The sequence below is a fragment of the Bacteriovorax sp. HI3 genome (genome assembly GCF_059738875.1).
The window spans coordinates 822,132-838,734 of sequence record NZ_AP026946.1 but is presented as its reverse complement, the minus strand read 5'-3'; the positions used below and the strand labels follow the sequence as shown (position 1 = coordinate 838,734).

Sequence of the window (16,603 nt, the reverse complement as noted above, 5' to 3'; positions counted from 1 at the left end):
TATTTTTAAAATCCAATTCATTTTAGAATCTTAACGCACTACTTTTATTTATTGGCTGAAATTGATTGTGCTCTTCTTGATCGTCTTGATCTTCAGGAGAAAGAATTCCAGCCTTGATCAAATGGTCATAGGCTTCTTTCTGTTTTTCATTTTGAATTTTCACTACAACGTCATAACTCATCAATGCCACGGTTTCACATCTCCCTAAATCAATGTCCCACTTCTTTCCGAAGCTGATACATTTAAGCCTTTGCTCATATTCTTGGCCGGCTTTAAAGCTAATAATTAAAAGACATATATATAAAATTTTATTCATAACTATTTTTAAAACCCCAGATTAAGCACTGAGGAGCTGCTGGTGATTTAGTCCCACCCGGAGCGAACTGGTTTACGAAACCAGAATCCATTGAACGGCTAGCTTTGTATTTAAAGTCCATAGCTACCTACTCAAGACTGCCACGTTACGGTTTAGCGAGTACAGTGACTGAGTACATCGGCAGAACTTCCCTGCTTCCAGATCATGCCTGTTTAAGTGCGGCCATTGATCATTCACACACCGCCTTTTCTTTTTACGGAGTTGGGCTTTCCGTGCTAGGCCATGCGCGACTCTGGCACTCCTGTCTCAATGAGCGGCCTGCGTGTCTCCAGTGGCTTAAAGATTTCACGACGCTCGCCGAACGAGATACCGCTCCCTACTTTCGCATCCACAGCTTCCCACGCCGCTAGCAATTATTTAATCCAAACTAAGAAGGATCACCCTTGCCTTTCTTTTTTCCTTCTGTGAAGCCAACTCGATAGAGCAAGAAACCAACAACAAGCATTACAATAAATTGAACTAATAAAAATTCGTAAGTGCCATCAAAGCTTCCGCCGATTTTAAAGTTCCATAACTGTGATAAATTCATAGTCCATCCTTGCAAGGGAAGAGCGCGACTTCCCGAGGTTCAAATTTTTAGTTATGTATTTTATAATAGCTGTCGCGCCAGCTTTGTTCTTTATATTCAAGGGAAGGGTGCGGGCTCCCCGAGATCTAGTTTTTTAGCAATTTAATAAATCCGCACCTACTAATTCATTCCTTAAAAAAGGGGCGTATGCGACCACCCCCGACGCTCTTCATTTTCTTACTTCATCAAAATCAAGGAGTATTCATCAGAGCACTCGCATCTACTCTTTCAGAAACTGGAATATACTTTTTCTTATTCACAACCATTGTCCTTTTAGGACAAGCATGAGAACAAACAGATTCATAATTTTTTAATTTTGTTTGATTTAGACCTGCACGCGTTCTAGTGCAGAATTCCCCACAAGAGCATTGGCATAGCCACACAGCTGTAGTGGTATTTACGCCGTTAGATTTTCGCCCCATATATTGAACAACTGTCAACTGGCCAAACACTTTACCTTTCAAGTTAACTGTATTCTTGTTCATTTAAACAGCTCTCCCGCATGACTCAAAGGATTCCACAATGTGAATCCCATGATCCTTTGGCAATAAAAGACCATCGCTCTCTTTTACGTTTTGATAAGTAATATTCAGCATAAATGCCTGATCACCATCAAGTGGTTTATTATCAACAATGCTTTCAATAAAAACCTTCTCACTTAAAGTAAGCTCTCCCATTCTTGTTCTGAGATAGCGTAACTTGGCTAGATGATCCGATTGCATTTCAGGAATTTCGACCATGACTTCCCCTGTGTTTGTATAGTTCTTGATTTACAGCAAAGCTCAATTTCCTAAAGAACTCTTCGCCACCATTCGGAGCGAGAATCGCAATAGGCATCGGTGCTGAAGCTTCATCCTTTTCACGAACGCGTGTGCAGGTTCTGCTTGCTCGCGAGTTCAGCTCCCTTCTTTCACTTTCAATGTCCGTTTTACTTCTTGTCATAATTTAAAAATGGGTGGAACGATTAATGTTATTGTTTTGTTACTTTGATCAATTGGTCTTTGACCGTTCCACCCAATCTCTCTAATTTAAAAGTCGTAGCACCCTCCCCTCTTAAAACACCAGGGGCCGATGTGTAGTGTGTTGCTCGCGATCAACTCTTCCTTGGTTATCGTCTAATTTAAAAAATGAGGCGCGCTGGTTTATAAAAGTAATTAGTGCCATTCACACACCCTTACGCGCCTCAAGTCTTTATCCTGCTGAAGCGGACTCTTCGCTTCCAGGATAGATAAAATTCAATCCTTCTAATTTTTTAACTTCTTTGTGGTAATCAGCTGGAACATTCGAGAAGTCCCAGCTCTTCGTTGTCGCGTTCCACTTGCCACCCAAACTTTTTAATGCGTTCTTATGAGAAGCAGTGTTACCCGTGACTGAAAAAGTAAATCTTTCAATCTGCCCAGCTTTCATCTGAGAGTTCTTTAAAGCACTCTCTTGTTGATTGTTAATGATTTCAACCAATAGATCTTTATCAACCGTCAACTCTTCTAACGATTTTGTATAAAGTTCTTTAATGTTTCTAATGAATAGCTTTTTAAGAAGTGCTGTCTTCTCTGTAACCGTGAACGTCTGAACCTGGTCAAGTAATTGCTCCACCTCTTGAGCCAGGGCCATTGTCTCTTTCACATGAGGAGCTTCTTCGGCCATCTTCTTTGCAGCGTCTGCTTTTTGAACAGCGACATCAATTGCCTTAGGATCGTCAATTTTGATTACACCTTCGTAGTTTTGCTCAGAGATTTCATCTTCTATAAACATACCACTTAGTGCCTCCGGGAAAGCCCATCTCAAGACGTTTGCAATCGCACACTTCTCAAGCATTCCATAAGGTCTCAACTTCCACTGATCACTGTTTGGATTATAAAACTCTGACCATCTAGCTTTATGAGTTGTAGCTCCTCTCCCTTTACGTTTAACGATCGCAGTTGCGACAAGTTCTTCACGCTCTTCCCTTGTGATTGGGTCATAAACTTTCTCTAGTTTAGTCTCAACCTCAAGCCCTTCAACTTCACCTGTTTGATTCGCTTGGTTTAAAAAGAAGTGATAAGAAAAAACAACGACTCCAACTTTTTTACCAATCCCCTTATTCCAATACTTAACAAGGTAGATTTGTTTCTGAGCTGGATTAGCACCACTTAATTGTGCCTGATGAAGAAAATCCACCACGAATGATTGATCAATATCTTTATTGCTTTCAAAGAGACCACGGATATAATTTTCTTCAAAAGTTCTTTTCACGCCTTGGGTTAAAAGAAATCTTTCATATGAGATTAACTCTCCCATTATTTACCTGCCTTGAAGGAAAGCTTTCTTTCGCCAAGCTTTAAATGAGCTCCGTTAACAACTTGTCCTTCTTCAATGGCCTTCTTAATTCCGGCCTTATCAATATCGTGAACTTCTTTTGTTTTAATAAACTTCGTAGGAAGTTCATTTTCATTTAGAATTTCTACTGACAACAATGGTTTTCTATATGAAATTGAATACAGGTTCCCCACCAACTTATTAGTGTTAAGTTGATCCATTCCTGCAAGGATATACTTGTGAAAGTTGGCTTGCTTCTTCACACATTTTTCTTTAAGTTCTTTCAGTTCAGCGATTCTATTATCAATGGCATTAATGAAATCTTCCGCCTTTGAATTGAAACCACAAACTGCATCTGTCTTACTGTTCAGGAAAAAAAGCATTTCCTGCATCTTGTCTGCAACAGCTTGTTGCTCTCCTTCACCTAGCGCCACGAAGTTTTCTTCATTCATGAATGCCTCGATGCTGGCAAGTTCATGAGCTGCTCCGTAAAGGGTCATTTCCTTTTTGGTCTCTACTGAATTTGTATCTGACATACTGTCCTCCAAAAAAATTGCGCGCAAAAATTCGCGCGTAAAAATTACACGTTATCTTTTAAAAAGATTTTGTTGTGTTACTAAGATGCCGTTCGAGAAACTTTGAAGAGATCGCTTACTTTGGCACCCAGCCCTTCAGCGATCATCTTTCTTGTTTTCTCTCTGCGGGGAGCCGTCTTCGTTTTTAGAAACGTATAGGCTGTCCCGTAGCTAACCCCACCCTTGAACTGCAATTCAATGATGGGATCTTTGACCTTGTCTTCAAACTCAGACACGAGTTTTTCATTCACAATGATAGTTTCCATGAAAAGAAATTATGACAAATTGTCGTTTATGTCAATTTGATAAACTTTCTTTGTCGTATTTATTTCGATTAATTGTTGTTTTTTTAATTATTACAGTCGTTTAGCGAAGGTTATTACGACAAAATGGCGTATAGAAAATACATGATCACACAGTATTTCTTAGAAAATTTATCGACACTGATGGAAGCCAATGGGTTAAATCAGATCAACCTCGCAAAACAGCTAGGCGTTTCTCAAAGCACAGTGAATAACTGGTGGAGAAAGAAGTCTATTCCCCGAGATGAAACTCTAAATGAACTCGCAAAATTTCTGAAGGTGGAGCCATACTACTTCTTTATGACACCCGGATCACAAGGCAGTGCCCGTCCTGTAGAGAGACACGATAGTTTTAAAACTCTCCTGGATGACCTAGCTCAAAAATGTTTAAACCCGATTGAGTTGAAAACGTACCAAGCCGAGGGCCATGAAGAATTCGTCAGAGTTCTAAGAATGAATTATGAAACCGACCATATTCTCACTGCGAGCTGGTGCTTAAAACTTACACAAGAGCTTAATAAGTACACGTCGATTGATTTGGAAGAAAAGCTTAAGGGCCTGCTGGGTGAACGAGCTTCAGCTGCGAAGAAGGCCTAATTACTTTTACCAGGTTCACAATATTGTTTTTTGAGTGAATCGAATTCTTTTTAAAAACTCCCAAACAATTCAGTTCTATATCGAGATTGCTTCCTGTTAAGATGATTAATCTATTTGGATGAAACTCTAACCAGAAAATTTCAAGACTAAACTTTTCAAAGTAATATTCAGAAATCACAAGATCGTAGTTCTTCCTAGAGGAGAACAAGTTTACAGGGCTTGAAAAACAATCCACCGACACATCGGCTTCACCTTGAATTAGCTTAGAGTAGATCTTTTGCGTAATCAGGCAGGGGTCAATAATCGCAACGTCCATTTCGTATCCAGGAATCAAAGCCTAATTACACGGCCACTTAGCATAGATTCGGAATCTTTAGATTTAGTTTAACAACTCTTGAAAAATTAAAATGGGGGGAATCAAAATTGCCTACCCTTAATCGGTTTAGAATGGCACCCAAAACCACAAAAAGTTGGCACCTCTACAGATATAATCCCAAACTCCCTATGCAAAATGAGTACTCTTCAAAGTTCCTTTAAAAGGAACTTTGATTCTTTTAGGAATTAATTCTTTAAAGCATAGGCTATTTTTGTACGAAAATAGAGAAAAGGAGAAAGTCCCATGCTGAAGATTTTAATGATTACTGCCATGATCCTGGTTGTCTCTTGTGGAAGCAAAGAGAGCTCCGACAATAAACTCATTTTAAACTCCGGCCTTTATGGTGGAACGTGGAGATACGATAACGGGAACGTGTCACAGTATCTCACATTTTCCGGAAACCAGGTACAACTTGTAGAGGAAGTATCAGGTGTCCAGGTTAGTGACAACACTTACACCATAACACCGATCACAACTTCAAAAGCGACTGTAATGAAAAATGGATCACCTGAAACGTGGGACTATGTAGTGAATGGGAATAGCTTAAATCTTTGCATAAATAGTTGTGTGAATTTTACGAGGTAGCAAATGACAGACCCACAACCGTACAAGCTAAGTGAAGAACAGCACAAGCGCTTAAAGAAGGCTGCTGAAAATGTTGTCCATCTAGGCTTGCGAGGAGCAGGAAGCAGCATTGAAAAGTTTGACATTGTATCAAGATGGATGCTCGCTGGTTCAATTTTCATAGTATACAATACACTCACAGGCATTAAAGAAATTCCTACAATATACAGTCCATGCTCTTATAAGTTCTTACTTGCGTTTCAACTCTTGTCTATTATAACAGGAGTTATTTATATTGGGTTCAATGAGATGTGGAAGTCGGCAAGAGAAGAAGTAGTACCCTACCTAGAAAAAGAAGTTGCTGAAGTCGTTCAGTCATTATCAAAAGAAATAGAAGAGTCAGGACAGAATGTATCTACAGCGACAAGCGAAGATTTAATCTTTAATGAGTTGGAAGCTTTAATTAAGAGATTCAGTAATCAAAAATGTTTCTTAATTCAGGTGGGTGCTTTCGTTCTAAGCTTTGGCCCGATCATGATCCAATTCTTTTTTAATCTTTAAGCTGAATGGCTTTAAATTGATTCTGAATTAACTTGCCTTTAAAGTTATTCAGTTTTTTTTTGAATTCTTTTTCGCAAACATTATACTGTCTGCAGAAAGTTTCAATTGCCGTGACCATGTTGGTATAGTTATCTGAAAGAGTGCAAAACATTCCGTAACGTTCCTTGTCCCATTCTTCCTTTGAGAGCTCGCGTTCCTTTCCCTCAAAAATCCAGAATGAATCAGCGCCAAGATCTCCAAGGTCTAAGAACCACTCTGAATTTTTAACCGGAATTCTTGAGCATGAACTAAATATTAACACGCACAAGATCACGAGCACGCTTGCGAATCTCTTCCCTTGCTTGCCTAATTTGTTCATCAGTTGCTCCTTCAGCGACAATTGTTTTGATTTGCTCTACAGCTTCTTTGAGCTCTTCATTTTGGTGCTCCTTAGTGAGCTTCACCTGAAGATAAATCGCCGCATTTCTTCCTGGCGTATAAAGCTGTGTCATAAATTTTCTAAGAATCCAATCGATAAACTGTGACACAATTGGAACCCTGAGAAATGGGAGCTTCGTTTTTAGCGCCTCGATTTCAAGAGCTAGCCCGAATTCAAAAAGCGGATCTAAAATATCTTCCACTCCCACCATGATTAAGCCTTCTTTTCAAAGTACTGTTTGTAAACCTGGTTCGAAAGAACCACGAATGCAGACAGTGTTGTTGAGTGCAATAACGCTGTAACGAGTGGGACGCCAGAAACCATTAAGGCGACAACACCAGACACTAAAGTTAGAGCTAAAACAATAGTAAGCTTCACACCGCCACTGAGCTTCTTAAACACCTGGCCGGCCATCTCGGTTGAGAAAAAGGATAGAATCAACTTAACTGCAATACCTACGATTGCTAAAGTTGTCGCCCCCTTCGCTCCACCAATGGACTCGATAAGAAGCTTAAAGAAATCTTCGTTTGTAACTACCGGGATAACAACATCCTGAGCAAAGACCTGGAATGATGCTAGCAGCATTAAAATACCTGCCACTAAAAAAGAGAAGTTCATCAATTTCAAAATAACCTCCGTGTTATATCCCACTAGGTGGGACTATTCTTTATTTGAATTGTGTTCGAGTTTTCCTTCGATCCTGGAAAGAACTTTAATAGCGTCATTCATCGTTAGCTGAAAAAAGTCTAGCTTCTTCCAAACTGCAGAGTCCTTGTCTTGCTGTGTTCTTTTGTGCTCTTCATGATCCTTCCTAAGGTACCTCACTTCTGCTTCAAGTCTGATACACCAGATAATTACTGTTACCAGTGCTAGCAGCAGGGGCCAGAGCCTTGATACTGTTTCTAATTCCATGAATCTCCTATGAGAAAAAAAGCTTCAGCTCGTTCTCTCTTCTCTTCACTAGTCCAGGAAGAGTTACCTTAAAACCCCACTTATTCTTTGCTTTAACGTAAAGCTTGAATGCCGACTCAATCCTCTCTCTTTTACCTGATTTAAGTGCCAGAGAAAGAGTACTATCACCTGCCGTGATTGGCCCGCTGCCAAGGTTGTAAGCAAAAGAAACAAGAGCAGAGAATTGATTATCGTTTAACTGAACATTGTTTTTCACAAGCCAGTTATTAACTTCATCTTCTTTCTGGTCAAGCTCATAGTTCAACCAGGAATATGCTTGCTCCAACGTACAAGGAGGATCAAACGGGCCTACTCTTTTCCCCTGAAGACCGGCCGGAGCTCGTTCATCGTTTGGGTAATAAGTTGTTCCAATTCCAATTGTCCATACACCCGCAGGGCATTTATAGACCTTTGAATAAAAACCTTCTGAAAATTTAATAAGATCTAGGCCTTTTGTATTGCAGTCCCTTCTTTGCATTTTAACTCCTAATAAGAACCAAAACAGTTAACCGTTCCCCATGAGTCAGTGGCTGATCCGGCACCTGTGTCTGTTTGAATTAGAAAAGTATTCGTGTTCACTGAAGGCGTAGACCACAGAATGGTGTAATTAGCCGTTCCTCTAGTTGAGCCTGTGCAATGGAAGTTTTTATATGTCTTCTCTGTGACAAGAGCGTACGATCCCGCCGTGCTTCGAGAGAAAGAAACGATTCCACCAGTATTCCCAGCGAGAGGAACTAGGTACGGACAAGCCCCTGTAGCCGAACACGCACTAGAGATTGTCGCTCCAAACTTGAATGAAATGAGATCAATGCCACCTGTCGCACCAGGCGCTGTTGGCACTCCTCGCATTTGAATAATCTGTTGGGTAATTTTTGAACGTGCGTAGTCGTCACCTTTTTTCTGACAAAAAACTTTTACGTCCGCATTTGCATTTGCAGTTCCGTCGTTTGCTCTATTTGTAAAAGAAATAGAATTCGCTGACTCTGATGCAATGGCCATGCGCTGGCCCTGCACGTAAGAAATCCCCCAACAATTTGGCGCTTCACCAAACATCCCAGCAACTGGAGTGATGGTAAGAGTCCCACTCGACCAAGAAGCTGAAGCCAGCCAAGGATAGGCAGTTCCAGTACTTTGACCGGAAACAGCATTAGCAGAAGAAACATTTGCGCTAAAAACTGTTTCACATAGCCTAAGATCATCACACTTTGTAGAGAAAGCATTAAAGCCGCCTGAGTTAGAGATTGGCACTTTAATGTTTGCAGAAAAGATTTGCCCGGCACCAATAGAGCTTCCGGCCAATTCCGCGGCACCTGAAGTAGTCCCCGATTGAAATCTAATCGCAGATACAGAAGAAGGGAGAACGCTAATCGCATAAACGTTAGCGCCTGTATTATATGTTAAATAAGCTCCACCGTAAGATGTAGCTCTACCGCCACTTCCCACAGTTACATTCGCCATATTGATTGCCACGCCTGAAGGCATAGCAATTTCAACTGAAGCTGAACCAGAACCAGCGGTTCCGTCTTTGACAAACCAGACGTTAATAAATGCCCATTCCCCGATAATATGGTAAGTCCCCCCAGAAGAAGCCACTGATCCTGATCCAAGGCCAGACACAACTGGAGTGAATGTTTTAATAGGTGTGTTTAATAACCCGTTAACCGCATTGGTTCTTTCACCTACCCATGCTTTATCCATGCCCACGACGGTTCCAGAAGCAGAACCTTTAAGCTCAATTCCATTTGATGTAGAACCTCCAATAAATTGAACTGTAAGCTTTTGAGGAGATCCAATTGCTGTGTATTGAGTACAGCCATTAGCTACTGATGCTGTTACAGATACACCATTAACTTTAGGGCAAAGCCAAATTGGATCGCTTGAGTTGACTGAACCGACCCATATAGAGCCTGTAAGCTCTTGTCCGGCCCATCTAGCAGCGTTTGTCGTAGATTCTTGAGCATTAGACCAGTTAGTCCCTGAAGACGTAAATAGACAGTTTTGAGTGCCGTCCATCGTAACGCCTGAACTGGTAGCACATGATCCATTGGTAGCAGTCCATCCAGTTGATCCGGACTCAAAACTGTAGTTCTTTAACAAGTTGCCTGAATTGTCGCCAAGGTTCTCAGCAATTCCATCAGAGGTTAAAAGTTTTAGCCTTCCATCCTTTAAGTAAACCTTAGCCTTATTCGCAGCAGGCGTTGCCGGAGTACTGCCAAGAGCTTTTAGTTGTCCAATATCAAAACCAATCTCACGGTCTAGTGCCGCTGAAACCTGGTACGAAAAAATAAAAGACAATAAAAATAAGATATTTTTCATTAGCAATTTCTCCCTACTTCGCCCCATGAGACATAAGTCCCATCGGTCCCTAAGAACTCAAGCCTGATCATGTTGTCTTTGCCGAGCTCGACCTCACCATTGATAGCTAAATTTACTCCTGGAGTAAGCGTTAGCTTGGCATTGCTATCAGTACCCCAAATTGAAATTTGTTGACCGATAGTCATATTTGCCACTTCAATAGGCATAACGTTTGTGACAGTCACGTGACCGCCATTTCCTTTTACAAAAATTGATTGAGTTGCTTTTCCGAATGCCGGCGTAATTCTATTTGCTGCACTGATGGCCACACCTGTTTGGCGTGTCCCTTGAGGTGCTCCAATTCCACCACCACCGACACCGAACTCACAGCTCGTCCATGCGTCTGGGTTTGGATCCACATCTGGAATGAGCGTCGCCCCTGCATCTTGAGAGGTGATATTTTTTGAAGTGGCACCATCAATTTGATCAGTACCACCGCGATTGATTTTAATTGCATTTGCGCTCGAGTCTGTTTTCTTAACTCCCAGAACCCAAGGTGTAGATAAATCCAAAGTTGAAATTTGCGGTAAGTTAACGACAACTTCACCACTCGAGCAGTCAATAGAAAGAAGTTTCCCTCTCCTTGCTTCAGTGATTGTTACCGGGCTATCTGCAAATGTGATGAATTCAACATCATTCCAAAGCACCGACGCTGCAGCGGTAGCCGCCGCGGTCGCCGAATTGGCAGCGTTAGCTTCTGAAATCGCTGCGTCTGCAGCTGAGCTCGCTGAGTTTGTCTCAGATAATGCAGCTGCGTTCTTAGAAGCAAGAGCTTCAGCAGCCTTTGTTGTAGCGGTTCCGGCCCCGTTAGATGCAGTTGTTGCGGAATTAGCAGCATTATTTTCAGATGTTGCAGCTGCATTTTTTGAAACCAGTGCAGCTGCTGCTGAAGACGCGGATGCTGTAGCGGATCCTGCCGCCGCTGTCGCTGAATCACTAGCGCTTTCTGCTGATGATTGAGCCGAATCACGAGCCTCGAGAATGCCTTCCTTTGCTTCTACCGCTTCATCTTTTGCAGACTCGGCTTCATTCTTAGCATCAATAGCGGCATCGCGCGCTGCTTGTGAATCTGAAACTTTTTGATTTAGGTCACCTAGAAATGCTGAAAGCTTTGGCCCCGCTTCTAATCCGGATCCATCTTCCTTGATTAGAAGAACTCCACCACCTACAAGCATCCCTGTTAATTGCGGATTCTTCGTGGAAGAGACTGGAAAGCGAATACAGCGTGATAGAATTTCATTAAGGAATTGTTGAATGTAAGTATTATCATCGAACATCTGTTCGATGGTTCCAGCAAGAAATGGCCCATTTTCGTTTAGGGTATTTCCTTGTTTAATTGGAACTTCTCGAAGAATTGCCAAAGGTAAGTTACCATCAGGAGGAGTGCCAATAATTGTTAACACCCCTCCCATATCATTCCCTTCACCAGAGACTTGATAGTCAGTACCGTATTCTTTTTTTACATCGTTAACATAAAGAGCAATATGGCTCTTTAATGAAAACTTGAAAGGGATCGCGTAAGTGGAAGCTCCATTAGCAACGTAATTAACTTTACTCTCTTCTGAAGTAACACTCATGCTCCATCCTTAGAGCCCGTAGACCTCGCTAGGACTCATAAGATATTTTTGATTAAAATCTTTTTTAAGTCTGCGTTCACTACGGCGGATCGAACCTGGCTCGAGTGCTTCTTTAATCTGATGCCAAATTAAAAATTCAGTCGCTGCCCTTGTATACCAAAGAGTATTAAATGGAACTTGAGATTTCGCGATATCGACACCATCAGACACCAGGCCAGTGTAATCTGTTTTCTCGCCTACCGAGCTGTTATAAACCTGCTTAGCTGTTTTTCCTGCAAGGTTAGCAATACCTGCAGCAGTGGTAACGGTTGGGCCTGCAAAGGTTGCAATAAAGTCGGCACCTGTTCTGGCCAATGATCCTTGAACGAAGTCTCCCATAATTCCTAAGCCTCCGCCTTGGAAGGCCGCTTGTAACCAGGTTTGCTTCAAAGTTGGATCTTTTGGCTCAAGACCTTTTGAAAGATCCTTCGCGACCATTGAGATGTATCCAAGCATAACACCTGCGACGGCCTGGTGAATGACTCCACCATAATCAACGGAGTCCTTTGAGATGTTAAATCGTCTACCTTCAATTGTTCTATCCCAGTAAGCGAAGGCAAAAGATTTAAACTGAGTCATAAGTCTAGCAGCTTCACCTGTAATCGTTCCTGACTTTGTCCCAAAAGAGGTAATCCTTTTTGTCTTCAGATCCGGCTCGAGCACGGCGTTCTTGGTTTCTTCGATAAAGAATGTCCTAAGGTTGTTCTCAAGTTCAAACTTCGCACGCTCAAGGTGAAATTCACGATACTCACCCCAGTTCTTAAGCTTAGACTCGAGTGCCTTTTCCTCCATGGCGATCGCATCCCCTTGATCGGCCGGGTTATCAAACTTTCCTGGATCGATTTCTTTTGCTTTTGGTTTATTGCCTTCACGAAATTCTTCAGGGATGAAATCCTCCAATAGGGACTTCTCTACTTTTTGAACAAGATCCGGGTGATAATATTTCACACCGTCAACGTCTTCAGGTGAGATCGATCTTAAAAGATCCCATTTCTTTTTATCAATAGAGCCATACTGCTGAAGAGCTTCTTTATATCCTGCAGGAAGTTTATCAAAGTCAACGTCCACGAGCTCACCTAGATCTTTCGACATTGCTAACGCAAAACCAGACTTCGCCTTTGTTGTGTGTAACTCCTGGCCGGAGATCTTAAAAAGAATATCGTTCATTCTTCCAAGTTTGTTATTGATATTGTCAGCGTCAAATCGGTTATAGTTTTTAAAGTTAATGGTGTCTGCCATAACTCCAAGCCTGTCCAGGACACGCTGCTTTTCCGGTGTCATCGATGAGAAGTAGTGCTTCATTGTATCGACCCAGGCCCCTGCAAAATTATTTCCGCGAACTACTCTGTGCTCGTTAACCAGGTTCAAGAAGTCAGAAAACTGAGAGAGTGTTGCAGCTCCTAACTTGGCTACAGAGTTTACTGAGCGAACTGTTTGAGCAAACTGTTTCATGCGTGGGGCTTCAAAGCTATTACCTTCGCCCATCATAAACATAAATGATTTTCCAATTGCCCCTTCACGATTGATAAGCTTATTCTTGTCGCCCAAGTTTTCAAGAAGCTTTACCCTGTCTGCATCCGGAAGATCTTTATAAATTTTTTTATCCCTGATGGATTGACGAATATTTTCAATTGCACTTGCCACAGTCGTGTCCGGATTCGGCCCAAGTCTTTCCATTAAAGCAATCTTGCGAGAAGTGATATCCATGTGTCTCGACATTGTTTCCAGGATATTGGATCCTTGCCCAAACTCCTTTAGGTAATTCAACTCGCCTGCAGAATCTTTAAAGTGCAGAACTCTTGACTCTCCAAGCTTCTTTGCAATATTTCGTGGAGACTTCACAAGCGATGCCGTTCCATCAATCTGTCCACGTTCGCCACGAACGCCTGTAATGATATTTTGATAAGTTTCATAAAGAGCTTTATCAAGAGCTGCTTCGTCCTTTATTTTTGGAAAAGTCTTTTCTAGGTCGAGTGATCCCTTCATGTATTCAATCCAGGCTTTCTCGCCCTTTAAAATAAGCTTGTCAGCGTCATGGGTTCTCGGGATCCAGCCGTCAAGCTTTCCAATATTGGCACCTGAGAGATTTAACCTTTGTCTTGCTGACTCAGCATGGTCGCTTAAAATCTTTGCCACCTGGACAGCAACATTATCTCCGGAAACGCCTACGTTGCCTTTGCCATCACTTCTGATCTGAAGCATTTCAGTAATAACATTTTCATTAAATTTCACATCATCCATGAAAAGCTTCTCAATGCGAGGATCTATTTCTTTAAGTTCTGAATGAAGCTTGCTTAGAGAAGATTGAGAAAGAGAGTGATAAGTTCCCCACACAGAATCCCCGGCCCCATGCTGACCACGCAATCTTGAGTCACCTTCCAATTGGGATAAAATCGCTTGCTCAGGATTTGCTCCAGCATCAATCAGGCTGAGCGCTTGATTGTGAACTTTCTCTTTTGCAAGCTTTGATAGATAAACTTGTCTCTTCTTTTCTTTGGCTTCAATTGCTAATTGGATTCTTTTTTCTTCAATCGCCTTTTGAATTGCGAACTCATTAATTCCGCTTCCACCTTCAGCAGCAACCTTTTCTTCAGCAATCTCCCTGACTTCCTTTGCAAGGCGATCAAATTCTTTTTTTGAAATTCCAACCTGTTTTGCCAACTGCTCGAGCTCCGTCTTCTTTGAAGGCTCAGATTGAAATAAAGTTAAATATTCCTGGATGGCATCCAGGGAATCTTCTTCGGCTTTAATCTCTGAGAGGTGCTCATTTAATAAATGAATTTCCTCTAAATCTACATTGCTCGTTAAGCCACTCTCTTGATGCTTTAAAGCGATTTCATCAATTGCCTTATCAAGATCTGCTTCTGTTTTAAAAAGCGGCTCTGGAAGAGCTGGTGGCTCAATAGGATCAAAGCGTGGCTGGCCTTCTCCTCCAAGCAATCTTCCATATACTTCGCGCGCATCGTCGCTTAATTTTACATTTAATTGCTCACTAGATTTATAAATCGACGTTAGCCAGTTTTTAAATTTCTGAAACGCGTTTTCAAGTTCAGGTCGCGGAGCCACTCCTTCTCGTAAATATTGCTCAAACCCCCGAGCGAATTTCTCATGGTGCTCAACTCCAATCTTATCTTTTACGCCAAGCCACTTCTTCATGATTTCAAAATCGCGTTTCATTCCAGGAGAGGCATTTTCCATAGCGGAAAACTGCTCAAGGTTTCTTAAGAAGATATGTCCAGTTTCATGAAAGATCGTAGACTTGTCCGCTTTCTCAAAAAGCGAAACGATAGCCTTTCCATCATCTTTAAATGTGACTGCTCCCTTAACCCCTTGATAGTGCTCACTCGCATCCTTGACGCTATTGATTTTATTTTGGAAATCCGATAAGCTCATTGATGAGAGGGGAGATTCGGCAAGTGGCGAAGATCCGTCCGAACCAACACCCTTCGCGGTGGAAGTTGCCCCCCTCTCTCTTTTGATCTCCTCAATCTTCAAATTATAAAGCTCATTATTTTTTAAACGATCAACCTGCAGCTGAACTGCATACTCTTTTCCGTTCACTTGGGCGATAGAATGATAGTAGTCAAACTCGCGTCCTTTCCCTTTAGCATCCAAAGATGATTCCAGGAAAACGGCCTTATCGATAACGTCATCGATGCCATCAAGGATCTTTGAAAGAGTCTTGGCCTGGTGTTCAGACTTCACCATTTTCTTTGAAATTTCAGAGCCTAACTTTCCTCTTGTTGATTCATTAATCTGAATCTCAACTCCGGAGTGGGCATTTATCACAGATCGATCCTGGAGTTTATCTGCTACGATTATAGAAACGTTGCCCCTTAGGTTTTCTTTAATTGGTTTATTGATTACAACCTGGTCAACTGTTTCAGGTAAAGGAATTGATGTTTGCTGTGTTTGAATACCAAGTTCACGTCTTTGCCTTGGAGAAAGTCGTCCCTGAATATCGGCCTGTCCGTAATGTCCGGCCTGATCTGAGAATTGGCTGATTCCAAACTTTTCAATAAATTCATCTATCGTGAGCCCAAGATCAGATGCATACGCCTGAGCATGGGCCACCATAGGAGTGATCGCCGTCTGTGCATCCTCCGGACTATATTTAAAATCGTTAACAAGTTGGTCTTGAAGAATTTGAACCTTCTCACTTCTTTGAATTTCTGGAAGATCCCAAAGGTTTTTTACAGCAGTATCTAATCCTTCGACGTTGTTTAGATTTGGGTTCTCACCTCTTTGAATTGCTTCAATGGAATGATCAAGTGCTGAAGAAAGAGCAACTCTGTCTGAAGCATTTACTGAAGCGCGAGCGTTCCTGGATTCAATCAATTTTGAAAATCCATGCCCAGCTGCAGAAAAGGCACCACCTAGCACTCCACCAATAACTAAATCATTGGCATAATCCTGCCAAGTGGACTCGACTCCGCGGTCTTGCCAATACGGCCTTGTAATTGACGATACAGCAATATTTGAAAGCGCCCCTTCTGCAACACCTCTTCCAACTGTCGCAGCCAATGTAGCACCTTTAACGGCCCCACCTGCAAATGGTATTAAGTTAATCGGGTCGGCGATTGATCCAACAATTTGACCGGCAAACCCCATCCCCGTTCTAACAACTCCTTTTCCACCTGCTTCAATTGTTGCCGCTCTAAATTGACGATCATCAAAAGATTGGGCCAGGTATTTCGCACGGTCTTCAGAATAACCATCCTGGAACGCTACCCCCTCTCTAAAATAAGGAGACTGCTTCCATTGATCTACTGTCATAGTATTTGTTTTCTTAACCGTAACAGGCGTTAGCTCTTTTGGTTGACGGCCTTCTTTGTAGGCTGCCATGTTCTCATTGTGTTGATCCAATGGAGTTGGGATTGATGTTTCTAAGTCTTGAGATCTTTCCTTTGTGTAGTCATAAGCAACACCCAGAGAAGTATTATCAAAGCCATCTTTAACATTGGCCATGAAATACTCCATACCTGTCGGCTCACCTTCAGATAATGATTCAGCCAAATCCTTTTGATCCATTTCCGGAAGAGTTAACAT

21 protein-coding genes are annotated in these 16,603 nt (G+C 41.9%); 3 read left to right on the top strand and 18 right to left on the bottom strand.

Annotated elements, in window-relative coordinates:
* Positions 1–22: 22 nt before the first annotated feature.
* From AC6JA8_RS04015 to AC6JA8_RS03970, 10 genes are all read right to left on the bottom strand, one after another.
* Positions 23–316, bottom strand: a complete 294-nt coding sequence (locus AC6JA8_RS04015) for a hypothetical protein (protein ID WP_497975866.1) — start codon at positions 314–316, stop codon at positions 23–25.
* Positions 309–437 (bottom strand): hypothetical protein, encoded by a 129-nt coding sequence (locus tag AC6JA8_RS04010; RefSeq protein ID WP_497975865.1) that lies wholly within the window; start codon positions 435–437, stop codon positions 309–311. The genes AC6JA8_RS04015 and AC6JA8_RS04010 overlap by 8 nt, the downstream gene beginning before the upstream one ends.
* Before the next feature lie 154 nt (positions 438–591).
* Entirely contained in the window at positions 592–729 is a 138-nt protein-coding gene (locus AC6JA8_RS04005) for a hypothetical protein (RefSeq protein WP_497975864.1), read from the bottom strand.
* 14 nt (positions 730–743) lie between these two features.
* Complete coding sequence (locus AC6JA8_RS04000; RefSeq protein ID WP_497975863.1) at positions 744–905, bottom strand: hypothetical protein; 162 nt, start codon at positions 903–905, stop codon at positions 744–746.
* Between the two features lie 230 nt (positions 906–1,135).
* Positions 1,136–1,429: a hypothetical protein gene (locus AC6JA8_RS03995; protein WP_497975862.1), complete on the bottom strand. Its 294-nt coding sequence runs from the start codon at positions 1,427–1,429 to the stop codon at positions 1,136–1,138.
* Positions 1,430–1,684 (bottom strand): hypothetical protein, encoded by a 255-nt coding sequence (locus AC6JA8_RS03990; RefSeq protein ID WP_497975861.1) that lies wholly within the window; start codon positions 1,682–1,684, stop codon positions 1,430–1,432.
* Positions 1,668–1,886: a hypothetical protein gene (locus tag AC6JA8_RS03985; RefSeq protein ID WP_497975860.1), complete on the bottom strand. Its 219-nt coding sequence runs from the start codon at positions 1,884–1,886 to the stop codon at positions 1,668–1,670. The genes AC6JA8_RS03990 and AC6JA8_RS03985 overlap by 17 nt, the downstream gene beginning before the upstream one ends.
* A gap of 249 nt (positions 1,887–2,135) precedes the next feature.
* Positions 2,136–3,221: a recombinase RecT gene (locus AC6JA8_RS03980; RefSeq protein WP_497975859.1), complete on the bottom strand. Its 1,086-nt coding sequence runs from the start codon at positions 3,219–3,221 to the stop codon at positions 2,136–2,138.
* The gene (locus tag AC6JA8_RS03975) at positions 3,221–3,775 is read right to left on the bottom strand and encodes a siphovirus Gp157 family protein (protein ID WP_497975858.1); all 555 of its coding nucleotides are present in this window, start codon (positions 3,773–3,775) and stop codon (positions 3,221–3,223) included. Before AC6JA8_RS03975 ends, AC6JA8_RS03980 begins: the two co-directional genes overlap by 1 nt.
* An 80-nt stretch (positions 3,776–3,855) precedes the next feature.
* Complete coding sequence (locus AC6JA8_RS03970; protein ID WP_497975857.1) at positions 3,856–4,080, bottom strand: hypothetical protein; 225 nt, start codon at positions 4,078–4,080, stop codon at positions 3,856–3,858.
* Positions 4,081–4,221: 141 nt separating this feature from the next.
* Here AC6JA8_RS03970 and AC6JA8_RS03965 point away from each other — a divergent pair, with 141 nt between their 5' ends.
* The 3 genes from AC6JA8_RS03965 (at position 4,222) to AC6JA8_RS03955 (ending at position 6,214) form a co-directional block, all read left to right on the top strand.
* Entirely contained in the window at positions 4,222–4,713 is a 492-nt protein-coding gene (locus tag AC6JA8_RS03965; protein WP_497975856.1) for a helix-turn-helix domain-containing protein, read from the top strand.
* Between the two features lie 619 nt (positions 4,714–5,332).
* Positions 5,333–5,674, top strand: coding sequence for a hypothetical protein (locus tag AC6JA8_RS03960; RefSeq protein ID WP_497975855.1), 342 nt, complete (start codon positions 5,333–5,335; stop codon positions 5,672–5,674).
* A 3-nt stretch (positions 5,675–5,677) separates the two neighbouring features.
* Positions 5,678–6,214: a hypothetical protein gene (locus AC6JA8_RS03955; protein WP_497975854.1), complete on the top strand. Its 537-nt coding sequence runs from the start codon at positions 5,678–5,680 to the stop codon at positions 6,212–6,214.
* Here the strand turns inward: AC6JA8_RS03955 and AC6JA8_RS03950 are convergent.
* The 8 genes from AC6JA8_RS03950 to AC6JA8_RS03915 are packed head-to-tail and all read right to left on the bottom strand — an operon-like array spanning position 6,204 to position 16,603.
* Positions 6,204–6,572, bottom strand: a complete 369-nt coding sequence (locus AC6JA8_RS03950) for a hypothetical protein (RefSeq protein WP_497975853.1) — start codon at positions 6,570–6,572, stop codon at positions 6,204–6,206. The genes AC6JA8_RS03955 and AC6JA8_RS03950 overlap by 11 nt on opposite strands.
* Positions 6,502–6,843 carry a hypothetical protein gene (locus AC6JA8_RS03945; protein WP_497975852.1) on the bottom strand — a complete coding sequence of 114 codons (342 nt, stop codon included), beginning with the start codon at positions 6,841–6,843 and terminating at the stop codon, positions 6,502–6,504. The genes AC6JA8_RS03950 and AC6JA8_RS03945 overlap by 71 nt, the downstream gene beginning before the upstream one ends.
* Before the next feature lie 2 nt (positions 6,844–6,845).
* The gene (locus tag AC6JA8_RS03940; RefSeq protein WP_497975851.1) at positions 6,846–7,259 is read right to left on the bottom strand and encodes a hypothetical protein; all 414 of its coding nucleotides are present in this window, start codon (positions 7,257–7,259) and stop codon (positions 6,846–6,848) included.
* A 33-nt stretch (positions 7,260–7,292) separates the two neighbouring features.
* Positions 7,293–7,544, bottom strand: coding sequence for a hypothetical protein (locus tag AC6JA8_RS03935; protein ID WP_497975850.1), 252 nt, complete (start codon positions 7,542–7,544; stop codon positions 7,293–7,295).
* A gap of 7 nt (positions 7,545–7,551) precedes the next feature.
* Positions 7,552–8,061, bottom strand: a complete 510-nt coding sequence (locus AC6JA8_RS03930) for a lysozyme (protein ID WP_497975849.1) — start codon at positions 8,059–8,061, stop codon at positions 7,552–7,554.
* A gap of 8 nt (positions 8,062–8,069) precedes the next feature.
* On the bottom strand, positions 8,070–9,899 hold the full coding sequence (locus tag AC6JA8_RS03925) for a carbohydrate binding domain-containing protein (RefSeq protein ID WP_497975848.1): 1,830 nt from the start codon (positions 9,897–9,899) through the stop codon (positions 8,070–8,072).
* Positions 9,899–11,515, bottom strand: a complete 1,617-nt coding sequence (locus AC6JA8_RS03920) for a hypothetical protein (protein ID WP_497975847.1) — start codon at positions 11,513–11,515, stop codon at positions 9,899–9,901. The genes AC6JA8_RS03925 and AC6JA8_RS03920 overlap by 1 nt, the downstream gene beginning before the upstream one ends.
* A 9-nt stretch (positions 11,516–11,524) precedes the next feature.
* Complete coding sequence (locus tag AC6JA8_RS03915) at positions 11,525–16,603, bottom strand: LPD3 domain-containing protein (RefSeq protein ID WP_497975846.1); 5,079 nt, start codon at positions 16,601–16,603, stop codon at positions 11,525–11,527.